Origin of the sequence: Cloacibacillus sp., assembly GCA_036655895.1 — a bacterium.
Taxonomy (GTDB): Bacteria; Synergistota; Synergistia; order Synergistales; family Synergistaceae; genus JAVVPF01.
The window spans coordinates 16631-28978 of the sequence record JAVVPF010000035.1; the positions used below are offsets into that span (position 1 = coordinate 16631).

Consider the following 12348-nt stretch of genomic DNA (forward strand, 5'->3'; position numbering starts at 1 on the left):
ATAAACCGAGGATGATATTATGGAAGAAGCGTTATTGTTATTTTCAAATCAAACTCCATACTGGGACGAAGAGGCGTTTTCTTTGGCCGGAGAGGATCCGTCTCTTTTGTCCTGTTTTTTGCAGCGGGGATATGCTGAGCTTACGGCGGATGGATATGGGCTAACTGCTCAAGGAACGCTGCTGCGGGATAGCATTGCGCGAGAATTATATGTAAATATGGAATCCATGCCATCTAATACAGAAGCTGCCACCCTTTGGGAGAATAAGTTGCTTTTGTTAATGGACAAGGCTTTTGTTGGAAATTCCGGCATCAAAGAATATACTCTGGCTGAGACACTGCCCGTTGTCCCTTATCTGTCAGGGAGAGAGCTTTGGACTATGGGCGCGTCTGATTTAAATTACACGTGGCAAACCCACCCTATGGTGGATTTGTTTTTGAAAAAATTTCCCAACCAAGGTGTAATGTGCCGGTATTTGCCACCCGTTACAAATTCATCGTTTCATAGGTGGATACAAGACAATAAAATCAAAATAGGTTCTTTGAAATGTGAGCTTATATTGCGTAACAGGTATGATTTTGAACTCTACAGAAAAGATCCTCCTCTAAAGAATGATGTCCCACGAATGAAAGATGCCGACAGGTTCTTTTTTATAAAATCTTCTGTGGACAATATAGAAAATATCTTTGAGCGCATTGGACAGTTACACCTTTTCCTGTTGGCTCTGCGTCACGTCTACATTCCAGGTTACGCTGACTTTGACAGCCATTTACAAGAAAATTGGACTGTAGTAGTCTTAACAGTGGAGAATGAAATCGAGCTTGAAAAAATGAAAACGAAGCTTGCTCCTTTTGCAATGTCATTGATAAGGCCGGCTCTTCCGCTATTTGTCATTATGACCAGCTTCGAACGGCTTCGGTCAATAAAAAGGCCAAGAGAAACGGTTTACGATTGGTTCTGCGAAGATACGGAGCATATAGCCAGAGCCGACAACATATCTTTCAGATAAAAATAACAAGATGGGAGAGAGTGAAATGCAGGGTTTAAGAGAAAAACTAATAGAGACTCGCAGAGATTTTCATAAGTATGCTGAATCTATGTGGAAAGAGTACAGGACCACATCTATCGTGGCCAAACATCTTATTGCTTTGGGTATACCGATAACGATGGGCGCCGATCTGTCAGTCAAAGGTATGCAGTTTCAGTATCCAGACAAGGAAACTATAGAAAACGAAAAACAAAGAGCTATCTTACAGGGCGCGGATCCGGAGCTCATTGAGAAAATGTGTGACTTGCCTGGGGTAATGGGTACAATTGACACTGGCAGAGAGGGCCCCGTGACAGCGTTTCGTTTTGATATGGACGCCCTCCCATTCTCAGAGACCCTGAACGAAGACCATAAGCCAGTCAGAGAAAATTATGTATCAATAAACGATGGGTCCTGCCATGCGTGCGGCCACGATGGACATACTGCTGTGGGCATGGTTGTAGCAGAAGAATTAATGAAGATAAAAGATCAGCTATGCGGAAAAATAAAGTTGATTTTCCAGCCATCAGAAGAAGGCGGCGGCGGCGCACGCGGTATCGTCGAAAAAGGTTGTCTTGACGATGTGCAGTATCTTTTTGTCGGGCATGTTGGACTTACCAAGTTGGATGGGCTTCCCCTTAAGTCTCATGGCATCATTGGAGGCGCTAAAGATTTTCTGGACAGCAGAAGATATAACATTATATATAAAGGGAAAGCCGCTCACCCGTGCGGCAATCCTAACGATGGCAAAAACGCGCTTCTTGCCTCATGTGTGGCCGCGCTCGGCATACATACGATACCGCCGCACAGCCAAGGCGAATTTCATCAGAATGTCGGCGTTATGCACGCGGGAAGCTCGCGTAATACTATCGCCGCAGATTCCTATATGGAGGTAGAAGTTCGCGGAGAGAACGACATCGTGGCAGAATACGGGGAAAGAAAGATGCTTGCGGTTGTAAAAGGCGCAGCCGAAGCATACGAAGTGGGCTATGATGTTGTATTGATAGGCAAATCTGCTTCAGGTGCTTCTGATGACGCCGCCATTGACATAGTAATAAAATGTGCAAAAACTCTACCGTGGTTCACCGAATTTCATAGCGTGGGCAGTGTCGGCGGAAGTGACGATGCCTCAGAAATGTTGCGGCGCGTGCAAAAAAATGGGGGCGTTGGCACCTACATAGGCCTTGGCACCAATTTTACGACGAGTTTCCACGACAAAGCCTTTGATTTTGACGAAGATGTGTTAGAGCCGTCAGCAGAACTCTTCGTAAAAATCGTGGAAGAAGTGCAGTCTAACAATTAAAGAACTCTCTTAAAAAAGTACACGCGTCTTCTTGTCTCCATGTTATGAAAAAATTCTACATGGAGACAAGAATTTTTTTGGAAAATTAAAATCTGCCAATTTTTATGAAAAATAGAATTGCCAATTTACCTAACGTGCTCCCAGAAAAGGAAAAATATAAATTCTCCCGTCTTATTCTCTAACCCCAATTTATCTCCCCTCTAAAATCTGCTCCCCCAGTACGCGCACGGCGGTTTTTACGTCGTAGCCGTCGATTGCCGCGCCTACGCAGCCGGGGCAGCCGCCTTTGCAGGCGCAGGAGTTCATTACGGAGAGCGCCGTTTTCACAAGCTGGTTTTTTATCTCGAAGGTCCCCTCTGCGAGGCCTACGCCGCCTGGTATGTTGTCGATTATATATATTGCCGCGCGTTCCAGCACTGGGTCTTTCAGGCGGCTCGTCACGAGGATGTCCGCGCGGTCGCACATCAGGTAAAGAGGCGCAGTGTTGCGCAGAAGATGTTCAAGCCCCTCCATCGCAGTCTTAAGCTCCGCGTCCTCCTCGCGGCATTGAGGCATCATCAGCCAGCAGGCCGTCGTGTGCATCTGCTCTTCGGGAAGCTTTATCTGCCCAAAGCCAGCGTTCTCGTGCGTCGCGAGCTTTATTTTCTTAAATATGGTGGGCGTCAGCGTCACTACGACCTCGCCCCAGCCGTAATTGCCCAAGGTGTCGAACTTGTCCGTGATGTTTATGCGCAGCGAGGCGTCTCCGTCCGTATAATAGTCGGCCGCTATCTCCTTTATGAAGCACTGCATCTTTTCGGTGTCGAGCCTCTCCACGATGTACGAGCGGCCGCCGTGGAAATAAATAGCGTCGGGGAAGATGAGCGTCGGCGCTGACCGCCGGTCCATCGTGCCTATAACCTTCGGTTTGTTTTCCACCGTGATGTCCGTTATCGTGTAATTTTCGCCGGTGGCGCTGCGCAGCGAAAGGTCTGCCGCCGGGTAGGAGTCCGCCTGCCAGAAATAGCGCGCCTCGTGCGCCTCCTCGACCTTGTGCAGCACCTCGTGGTCCGCAAGATAGTCCAGTATCTCGTCTATATGCTGGCCGCCGAAGCTCTCGTTTGCGTAAAAGGGCAGCTCGAAGGCCGAACATTTGATATGGCTCACCTGTATGTACGGGTTGTTCGGGTCGATGCGCGCCTTCTCCGTCGGCGCCCCGTAAAACCACTCCGGCCTTGAGGCGAGGAACTGGTCTAGCGGGTCGGCGGAGGCCACCATGACGGCGGCGGAGAGCGCCCCGCGGCGTCCCGCGCGCCCGATCTGCTGCCATGCCGACGCGATGGTGCCGGGGTAGCCGTGCAGCACCGCCAGGCCCAGCGAGCCTATGTCGATGCCAAGTTCCAGCGCGTTGGTGCTGACGACGCCGCGAAGCGCACCGCTGCGCAGGCTGCGTTCTATCTCGCGCCGCTCCTTTGGAAGGTAGCCGCCTCGGTATCCCATGATCATCATCGGGTCCGCGCCCCGTTTTGCAAGGCCGTCACGGATGGATTTCAAGAGCAGTTCGACGTTGAGGCGCGAGCGAGTGAAGACGATGGTGCTGATTCCGGAGGCAAGCGCCTCGGTCGCTATGCGCGAGGTCTCAAAGAGCGAGGAGCGTCTCATGCCCGTCTTCCAGTCGATGACGGGCGGGTTGTAGAGGATTATCTCCTTCTCTGAGGCGGGCGCGCCGCTTTCTGTGATGAGCCGCACGGAGCGGCCTAAAAGCGCCTCCGCGTGCTCCCTCGGGTTGGCTATGGTGGCGGAGCAGCAGATGAAGGTGGGGTGCGAGCCGTAAAATTCGCAGATGCGCGCAAGCCTCGCGAAGAGGTTCGCAAGATGTGAGCCGAAGATGCCGCGATAGGTGTGCAGCTCGTCCACAACGATGTAGCGCAGGTTTTGAAAATAGTCGGACCATTTTGTGTGGTGCGGCAGGATGCCGGAGTTCAGCATATCGGGGTTGGTGATGACGATGTGTCCCTCCGTCCTCGCCTGACGCCGTTTCGCCGGATCAGTGTCGCCGTCGTAGACGAAGCCGCGGATATTTCCCTCCGCGAAGGCGGCAAGCTCGCCTATCTCCGCAAGCTGGTCCTGTGCGAGCGCCTTTGTCGGAAACAGGTAAAGAGCGCGCGCAGATGCGTCCTGCAAAATGGCGTGCATTACCGGCAGGTTGTAGCAGAGCGTCTTGCCCGAGGCGGTGGGCGTCGCTATCACGCAGTCCTCGCGCGCAAGAGCCGCCTCCACCGCCTCGCTTTGGTGCGAATAGAGCGCCTCAACGCCGCGTTTTTTCAGCGCGTTCACGACGCGCGCGTCCAGCTCGCCGAACGGCCCAAACGACGCAGTGCGCGCCGGCATCCTTTTTATCGCGGGCGCCCTGCCGCCCATGTCCGCTATCCAGCGTACAAGCGCTTCTATCGAAGGTTCTTTTTTAGCGAAATAATCTTTCAGCATAACGGAGTTTCCTCCTGTAAAGGTTAAAATAATATTTACATAAAGTATATATACTGCAGCCGAAATGTTCAAGAGCAATGCGGAGCGCCTTTGCCGCCGCCTCTTTAAATTCTTTTTAGCCTGTACTTGCGCGGGGTTTTGGGCTAAAATAATCGGCAACGACAAAGGAACGCGGGTGAGCTAGATGCAGGAATCAGGGGAAAATTATCTTGAAACCATACTCATACTAAAAAATAAAAACGGCCTCGTGCGTTCCATCGACGTGGCGCGCGAGCTTTGCGTCAGCAAGCCCAGCGTCAGCCGCGCGATAGGCATACTGAAGGAAAACGGCTTCATCTCCGTGGAGCCGGGAGGCGAGCTGAGCCTCACCGACGCGGGCATGGCGCGGGCCGACGCCATCTACGAGCGTCACTGCCTGATAACGAAATTTCTCAATGAAATAGTCGGAGTCTGCCCAAAAACGGCGGAGGCCGACGCCTGCCGCATAGAACACATAATCAGCGAAGAGACCTTTGAAAAAATAAAAGAATACGCGGCGCGGGAATCAAAACCTTCGGCCAGACCCAAAAAAGGCACGAGGGTGTAATAGAGCTGCCGCGGCTCATTGGAAATAAATCAAGCGGCCTCTTTCGTAGAGGCCGCTTGATTTTATCAATGGAAAAATTTCGCGCTATCTTTTTTTATAAATCATCGTAAGTGCGCCAAAGGCCAGCAGTATCAGGGGGAACGACGCTGCGGCGCATCCGCCGGAGGAGCTGTCGTCGGTTTTGTCTCCGTAGGCGCCGGCGTCGTTCTTTGCGCCGTTTCTGCGCGACGTGCCGCGCGCGTCCGTCGCGGGCAGCCATGAGGTCCCCGCTGGGATGAAGTAAAGCGCCGGGCTCTTTTCCGCAAGAGCCACTGTAGGCACGTATCCGCCGTTGTCTGCAAGCGCCGGCGACTCGCCGTCATATTTAAGGACGCTGTTTGCCGCCTGGTCTTTCAAGTCTGAGGCGTCGAGCGTTATGCTCACGTCAAGCGAGACGTTTTCCGGCTTTGCGAGGTCGACGGTTCCTAAAACGTTATATCCGCCGCTTTTGAAATTGCCATCGTAGCGCGCGACCCATGGCCCAAGTTCTGGCTTTGTCTCCTTATCGGCGTTGTCGGAATAATGTACGCTTATGTCTTGCGGAACGCCTGTTCCCAGTTTATTGCCGACGATGACGCAGCCCATAAAGTTCGCCGTTCCCACGGCCTTCATCGTATCCTCGGGGTGCGAGCCGTCGTGGGCGTACAGGCCCGCGCCGCCGACCGTCGCCACGTTTGAGGCTATCGTGCAGTTGACAAGTTCAAGCTTGCTTGCCACGTCAAGGATGACGCCGCCGCCGTTTTTCGCCCGGTTGCCGGTTATCGTGCAGTTCACAAGTTTGCCGTTTGCATTATAAAAAAGGATGCCGCCGCCGTTGCCGATGCTGTTTGCTGAGACGTCGTTTGAGCTGATGGTGCAGTTTTCAAAGATATTGAGCGTCTCATTTTCAGCGTTGACGTAAATGCCGCCGCCGCGCCCGCCCTTGTTGCCCATGATGGTGCAGTTGTACATTTTGATGTTGCCGCCCCACTCGCCGCCGCGGTTGGGCGCTTTATATCCTGGGTCGACATAGATGCCGCCGCCCCGCGAGCCTCCGGTGTTGTTCATTATTTTTGTATTTTTAAAGACGGCGTTTCCGCGCATATAGATGCCGCCGGCTCTGTCCTTGCCGACGTTGTCGGAAATTTCGCAGTCTGTGAAGGTGACTTGTGCCTTTGAATCGACGAAGAGCGCGGCTCCTCCGTCTTTTGTGTGTACGCCTTTTTCAGAGCCGCACTTTATAATCTTCACCTTTTCAAAACTTGCCGAAAGCGACTGATTGACGTAGACGCCGCCGCCGCTTACAGTGGAGCCGCCCTTTGTAATTGTGAGATTTTTAAATGCGGCGTTGTCTGCGGCAACTGTAAATACTCTGACCGCGCCAATAGCGTCAATCGTATGCCCGGCGCCGTCGATGGTAATTGCCTTGTCAACGGTGATGCCCTCTTTTGGCACTGCTGCGTCCGTTGATAGGTCGTAGGTGTAGTCCTCGGAAAGCACGAGCACAGAACCAGGCGCCGCCTCTTTTACGATCTTTTGCAGATCGCCGAAGCTTCCGGCCTCCGCCCTTACGCCAAACCCTGCTGTGAAAATAACGCACATCGCCGCGGCAATAAATAATATCTTGCGTCGTTTCATGATTATCTCCCCTTATAAAGTTATATACTTGCAACATAATTGCATTTTAAGTATATAGAAGGGGCGGGCGTATGTCTATTAATGCGCCATTGTGCGCGTTTAATTTTTATTCAGTGAACAAAATGTCTGCGCCGCGTTTTGCGCCGGCCTCTATCCCGTTATCTCCGAGAGGCTTCTTATGAAGGAGCCGGCGGGGAGGGATGGGAGTTTTTCAACAGTCAGGAAGATGCCGTCAAGATAGATGTCGCTTGTGTGGTCCGCAACTGTTATGGTGACGACTTCGTCCGCGCGCGCGAGCGTTATGGTGTGCGAGGAGTACGGGGCGGGCAGCGGGATGCGTTCGGAGAAGACCGGCACGCCGTTTATTTTAGCGCCGAGCGCGCCGGGAAAGCTTTCGCGGCTTTTTACGTCGGGCGAGGATCCTCCCGCGGCCGCGGCCAGCATCTCCGCAGTGCCGCTTGGAGCGTTTGCCATTTGATTGGTGTGCTGTTCCGTTATCGTTACAAAGGGATAATGCGCGCGCGCCCTGCGGATGAAGTCCGCGGCCAGGTTTATCCCCAGTCCGTAATTTGGGATGACCGCCCAGCGCAGCTCCTTTTGCGCGACGCTCTCTTTGAATGGCGCAAGCTCCGCGTCCGTAAGGCCCGTCGTGCCGACCACGGCGTCAAGGCCGTGCCGCAGGTAGCATTGAAGATTGCCTTTCATGACTGGCGCCGATGAAAAATCTATGACTATATCGGGCGCCGCGGCGATGAGCGCGCCGTCAAGGTCGGAAGAGGCGGCGATGCCGATAGGCGCGGTTCCGGCAAGCGTACCCAGGTCAGCTCCGTCTTCCAGACACCAGCCGCCGACAAGTTCAAGATCGTTCTTTTCGCCGATGGCCCTCACAATCGTTTTTCCTACGCTGCCCGACGCTCCCGATAAAAACACTTTCTTCATCCCGCGCAACTCCTTTTTAGCGTTATTTTGTATAGCTCTGATGATAGCGGCGCGAAGCGTGATGTCAACGAGCTGGATAAATGTTGTATAATCTTTCAAATAGGCTTTTATGGGAGCAGTCGAAAGGGGGAGGCCGTTATGTGGAAGGGACGTTTTGCCCAGGACACCGACGAGGCCGTTGTTAATTTTACTCAGTCGCTGGACTTGGACTGGCGCATGGCCTTTGCGGATATAAGGGGGAGCATCGCGCATGTGCGGATGCTTGCAGAGACGGGGCTTTTGTCAGAGGACGAGGCCTGCGTCATTGAAAAAAATCTTCGCGAGATAGCGGAGGAGATACGTTCAGGGGCCTTTTCGCCGAAGCTTTCGCTTGAGGATGTACACATGAACATTGAATCGCGGCTCATCGAAAAGTGCGGCGCCACCGGCGCGCGCCTTCACATGGGACGCAGCCGCAACGACCAGGTCAACACGACGGTGCGCCTATATCTGCGCCGTGAGCTGACGCATATATGGGACGGACTATCGGCTCTCATAGGCGTGCTTTTGAAAAACGCAAAAGAGCAGGCCGACATAGTGGTTCCCGGCTACACGCACCTACAGCAGGCGCAGCCCATCTCAATGGGCCAGTTCTGGATGGCGCACGCCCAGGCCTTTTTGCGCGACGCACACAGGCTCTCTGAGGCATGTACTTCGGTAGACGAATCGCCGCTTGGCTGCGGCGCCCTCGCCGGCTCCACGCTGCCGCTGGACCGCGCCTTCACGGCGCGTGACATGGGTTTTTCGCGCATAACGGAAAACAGCATGGACACGGTCGCCCACCGCGATCATTTTATGGACATCCTTTATTTTGCCGCTGTCTTTGGCGGACACGTCAGCCGACTCTCCGAGGACCTCATAATATACTTCACGACGGAATTTGGCTGGGTGAAGCTGCCGGATTCATTCTGCACCGGCTCTTCAATAATGCCGCAGAAAAAAAACCCCGACGTGCTTGAGATACTGCGCGGCAAATCTGGCCAGCTAAACGGCGCGCTTATGGATCTGCTTACGATGACGAAGGGCATTCCTCTTACCTACAACCGCGACTTGCAGGACGACAAACGCAGCCTCTTCCGCACGCTGGACTGTCTGAACGGCATCTTCTCCGTGCTGCCGAACCTTCTTGCCGAGGTGACCGTAGACGAAGAGAAGGCAAACCGCGGCTTTTCGGACGGACTCATCCTGGCGACCGACGTCGCGGAATACCTCGTGCTGCGCGGAGTGCCGTTTCGCAGCGCTCATGAGAAGGTGGGGCACGCCGTGCGCTGGTGTCTCGAAAATAAACGCCCGATGGACGGACTTACTCTTGCCGAATGGCAGGCTCTGATCCCCGAGGCGGAGGAGGGGCTGCTGCCGCTGCTTTCCCCGCGCCGCTCGATGGAGCGCAGGAACACCTACGGAGGGACGTCGCCGGAACAGGTGCGCGGGCAGATAGAACGCGCCGCGGAAAAACTTGCCGCCGCCGACGCACAGATGAAAGAATACGCCGCGCGTATCCCGGACATGGTATAACCGATATAAATTGAGTCAAATATCCCTGCAATTTAAAAATTAAGTGTATAATGAACGTATGACTTTGTAAGCCCGGGCCCGGGGCGGCCCGAAAATTTAGGGAGGTTTTTCGAGATGGAACAAATTCGCAATCTAGATCAGCTGCTTGAATACGCAAAAGAGGTTGGACCCAAGAAAATAAGCGTCGCCTGCGCCGAAGACGAAGAGGTAATGACGGCGGTAGAAGCCGCGCGCAAAGCCGGAGTGGCCACGGCGTTTCTCGTAGGCAACTCAGACAAAATAAAGGAAGTCGCAGACAAACTTGGAATCGACCTCGCAAACTACGACGTCGTAGACGAAAAAGGCGGCGAAGCCGCGGCGGCGCTCAAGGCGGTCGAGCTCGTATCCAGCGGAGAAGCTCAGATAGTGATGAAGGGCATGGTCGCCACGGCGAACTTCCTGCGCGGTGTCCTCAACAAAGAAAAGGGGCTTCGCAGCGGAAAGACCCTCTCGCACGTCTACATCCACCAGATAAAGGGCTACGACAGAGTATTCTTCATCTCCGACCCGGCCTTCAACATGTATCCTGAACTTAAAGTCAAAGTAGACATCATCAAAAACGTAGTCGAGCTCGCGCACGCGTTCGGCGTCGCCTGCCCGAAGGTTGCAGCTCTTGCCGCCGTTGAAGTCGTCAACCCCGACATGCCCCCCACCGTCGACGCGGCGATACTGACCCAGATGAACCGCCGCGGCCAGATAAAGGGCTGCCTCATCGACGGACCTCTCGCTCTGGACAACGCCGTATCTCCCGAATCCGCGCATCACAAGGGCATCAAGTCCGACGTCGCGGGATACGCTGACATCCTCCACGTGCCGAACATCGAATCCGGCAACATGCTTGCGAAGGCCATCGTCTACTTCTCAGAGAACAAAACGGCGGGCATCGTGCTCGGCGCGAAGGCTCCTATCGTGCTGACGAGCCGCGCCGACTCGGCCGAAGCGAAACTGCTCTCCATCGCCTCAGCCTGCGCACTCGCGGCCTACCAGGCGAAGTAACGGACGCCTCCTAAAAGCAAAAAATAAAGAGTCCGCCGCGCCCATCGCGGTGCGGCGGCTCTTTTTTCCTCATATTTTGACAAACGCGTCATTCAAAGACGAAGTGACCATACTTCCGGGGAGTTTCGGCCTCACCGGGGTGAAACTGAGCCGGCTCTTCCCGTGCGCGCCAAACGGGAGGCACGTGCTTTTGCTGCACGGCGTCCACAGCAGCGCGAACCTCAGCCCGCGAAACAAATTCAGACATCTGGCCATACTGCTTGCGCAGCGCGGAATGACGCCCTGGCTATGCGAAACGAGCCGGAAAGTTGCAAACCACGACGCCTACATCGACGACATTCCCCGCTGGATAGAAGACGCCTTCCGCGGCAAAAACTTTCAAAACGAATTTGACGACTGCGCCGCGGCGCTTGAACATGTGCTTCAGGCGCGTCCCGCCAGTCTGTGGATATGGGGATTCTCCCTTGGCGGGATCACCGCGCTCGCGCTTGCCTGCCGCGCTGTTGCGCCCGTGCCCGACAAGGTCATCGTAAGCGGCACAGGTCTTATATCGCTGCCCCACATCGAAAACACGATGATGGACCTGCCGATACTTTCAACGCTGCGTGAAACGATAAACGCAGAGATGCTGGACGGCCTGAAGGCGCGCGAGGCGGTATCGTTTCGCGGCGCAAACGACCACGTATTCTCCGAGGCGGCTTGCCGCGATCTGCTTGCAAAGCTGCCGCTGCCAAACGAAAATAAAAGATTTTACACCATAGAAGGAGCTGACCATTCATTGAAGACGCGAAACGGCAAACACGATCCTAAAATAATGGATGAGATGCTCTCCCTCCTGTGTCAAGATGAGGCGTAAAACAGCCGCGATCTGCACCGCCCTGCTTTTGCTCTGTACAGCGGCGCTTTCTGCCTCGGCGGCCGGCGTTGACTACAAGGAGCTTCAGGAAGAGCCGCTTGAGACGGCGATAAGAAAACTTGCCTCCCCGGGAAACCTCGAGTGGGACAAAAAAGAGATGATGACGGGCGGAGCGCCCGATTTTATAAAAAACATGAAATGGCCGCTTAGAACAGGCTTCTTCAGCCGCGGATTCAGAAGAGGCGCCCACACCGGCGCCGACCTTACCGCTCCAAAGGGAACGCCCGTATACGCGGCGCTTGACGGCGTAGTCGAAGTCGTTTCAAACGGAGGCGCTGGCTTCAGGGGATACGGCAAGGTGATAGTCATCAACCACTACGGAAAGCTCTGGACGCTCTACTCTCATCAGTCGGCCAACCTCGTCAAAGTGGGCCAGCGCGTGAAGCAGGGCGAAAAAATAGGCCTAGTAGGCCGCACCGGCCGCGCCACAGCGAACCACGTGCATTTTGAGGTGCGCAACGCGCGAGGCACGCCTCTTGACCCAATGAAATATCTCCCGCAGGAGGGCCGTCTGCCCCACAGATAAACATCAGGGGTTGCCAAATGCGGAATCTTTGCTATAATACTCTTCGTCATGAATTTTGTGACCTGCTATTCCTCGATGGCGCAATCGGCAGCGCGGGTGGCTGTTAACCACTAGGTTCGAGGTTCGAGTCCTCGTCGAGGAGCCAGAGTGCTCATGACAGTCTGCATCACTAAGATGCGGGCTGTCATTTTTTTTACCTTAACGACGCGCGCGATAAAAAGGGGAAAGAGAGGCGCGGTCCCGCGCCGCTCTTTCGTAAGCGTCAAACCTCCGGTACCTGTTCGGTTGGGGTTGGGGGGTGCGGACATAAACATGGACTCCACCTAGGGGTTGAAATGGA

General features: G+C 54.3%; 10 protein-coding genes and 1 tRNA gene. 8 read left to right on the plus strand and 3 right to left on the minus strand.

The window, feature by feature from the left end; genetic code table 11:
- The first annotated feature begins 19 nt into the window (after positions 1–19).
- Complete coding sequence (locus RRY12_10690) at positions 20–1009, plus strand: hypothetical protein (protein ID MEG2185136.1); 990 nt, start codon at positions 20–22, stop codon at positions 1007–1009.
- A 25-nt stretch (positions 1010–1034) separates the two neighbouring features.
- Complete coding sequence (locus tag RRY12_10695; protein MEG2185137.1) at positions 1035–2330, plus strand: amidohydrolase; 1296 nt, start codon at positions 1035–1037, stop codon at positions 2328–2330.
- Between the two features lie 189 nt (positions 2331–2519).
- Here the strand turns inward: RRY12_10695 and RRY12_10700 are convergent, their stop codons facing one another.
- On the minus strand, positions 2520–4796 hold the full coding sequence (locus RRY12_10700; GenBank protein MEG2185138.1) for a DEAD/DEAH box helicase: 2277 nt from the start codon (positions 4794–4796) through the stop codon (positions 2520–2522).
- 184 nt (positions 4797–4980) lie between these two features.
- Between RRY12_10700 and RRY12_10705 the strand changes: the two genes are divergently transcribed.
- Positions 4981–5382: a metal-dependent transcriptional regulator gene (locus RRY12_10705; protein MEG2185139.1), complete on the plus strand. Its 402-nt coding sequence runs from the start codon at positions 4981–4983 to the stop codon at positions 5380–5382.
- Between the two features lie 84 nt (positions 5383–5466).
- Here RRY12_10705 and RRY12_10710 read toward each other — a convergent pair whose 3' ends face one another.
- Both RRY12_10710 and RRY12_10715 read right to left on the minus strand, forming a co-directional pair.
- Entirely contained in the window at positions 5467–7038 is a 1572-nt protein-coding gene (locus RRY12_10710) for a right-handed parallel beta-helix repeat-containing protein (GenBank protein ID MEG2185140.1), read from the minus strand.
- A gap of 150 nt (positions 7039–7188) precedes the next feature.
- Positions 7189–7977 carry a dihydrodipicolinate reductase C-terminal domain-containing protein gene (locus RRY12_10715; GenBank protein MEG2185141.1) on the minus strand — a complete coding sequence of 263 codons (789 nt, stop codon included), beginning with the start codon at positions 7975–7977 and terminating at the stop codon, positions 7189–7191.
- A 138-nt stretch (positions 7978–8115) separates the two neighbouring features.
- Here RRY12_10715 and argH point away from each other — a divergent pair, with 138 nt between their 5' ends.
- From argH to RRY12_10740, 5 genes are all read left to right on the plus strand, one after another.
- Entirely contained in the window at positions 8116–9531 is a 1416-nt protein-coding gene (argH, locus tag RRY12_10720) for an argininosuccinate lyase (protein ID MEG2185142.1), read from the plus strand.
- Between the two features lie 114 nt (positions 9532–9645).
- The gene (ptb, locus tag RRY12_10725; protein MEG2185143.1) at positions 9646–10566 is read left to right on the plus strand and encodes a phosphate butyryltransferase; all 921 of its coding nucleotides are present in this window, start codon (positions 9646–9648) and stop codon (positions 10564–10566) included.
- A 103-nt stretch (positions 10567–10669) separates the two neighbouring features.
- On the plus strand, positions 10670–11422 hold the full coding sequence (locus tag RRY12_10730) for a hypothetical protein (GenBank protein ID MEG2185144.1): 753 nt from the start codon (positions 10670–10672) through the stop codon (positions 11420–11422).
- Positions 11412–12008, plus strand: a complete 597-nt coding sequence (locus tag RRY12_10735) for a M23 family metallopeptidase (GenBank protein ID MEG2185145.1) — start codon at positions 11412–11414, stop codon at positions 12006–12008. Before RRY12_10730 ends, RRY12_10735 begins: the two co-directional genes overlap by 11 nt.
- 69 nt (positions 12009–12077) lie before the next feature.
- Positions 12078–12153: transfer RNA gene (locus RRY12_10740), tRNA-Asn, on the plus strand.
- The last annotated feature ends 195 nt before the right edge of the window (positions 12154–12348 follow it).

Coding starts and splice junctions, on each gene's coding strand:
- RRY12_10705 (MEG2185139.1), top strand. CDS start 4,981: ATGCAGGAATCAGGGGAAAATTATCTTGAAACCATACTCATACTAAAA.
- argH (MEG2185142.1), top strand. CDS start 8,116: ATGTGGAAGGGACGTTTTGCCCAGGACACCGACGAGGCCGTTGTTAAT.
- ptb (MEG2185143.1), top strand. CDS start 9,646: ATGGAACAAATTCGCAATCTAGATCAGCTGCTTGAATACGCAAAAGAG.
- RRY12_10710 (MEG2185140.1), bottom strand. CDS start 7,038: ATGAAACGACGCAAGATATTATTTATTGCCGCGGCGATGTGCGTTATT.
- RRY12_10690 (MEG2185136.1), top strand. CDS start 20: ATGGAAGAAGCGTTATTGTTATTTTCAAATCAAACTCCATACTGGGAC.
- RRY12_10735 (MEG2185145.1), top strand. CDS start 11,412: ATGAGGCGTAAAACAGCCGCGATCTGCACCGCCCTGCTTTTGCTCTGT.
- RRY12_10695 (MEG2185137.1), top strand. CDS start 1,035: ATGCAGGGTTTAAGAGAAAAACTAATAGAGACTCGCAGAGATTTTCAT.
- RRY12_10700 (MEG2185138.1), bottom strand. CDS start 4,796: ATGCTGAAAGATTATTTCGCTAAAAAAGAACCTTCGATAGAAGCGCTT.
- RRY12_10715 (MEG2185141.1), bottom strand. CDS start 7,977: ATGAAGAAAGTGTTTTTATCGGGAGCGTCGGGCAGCGTAGGAAAAACG.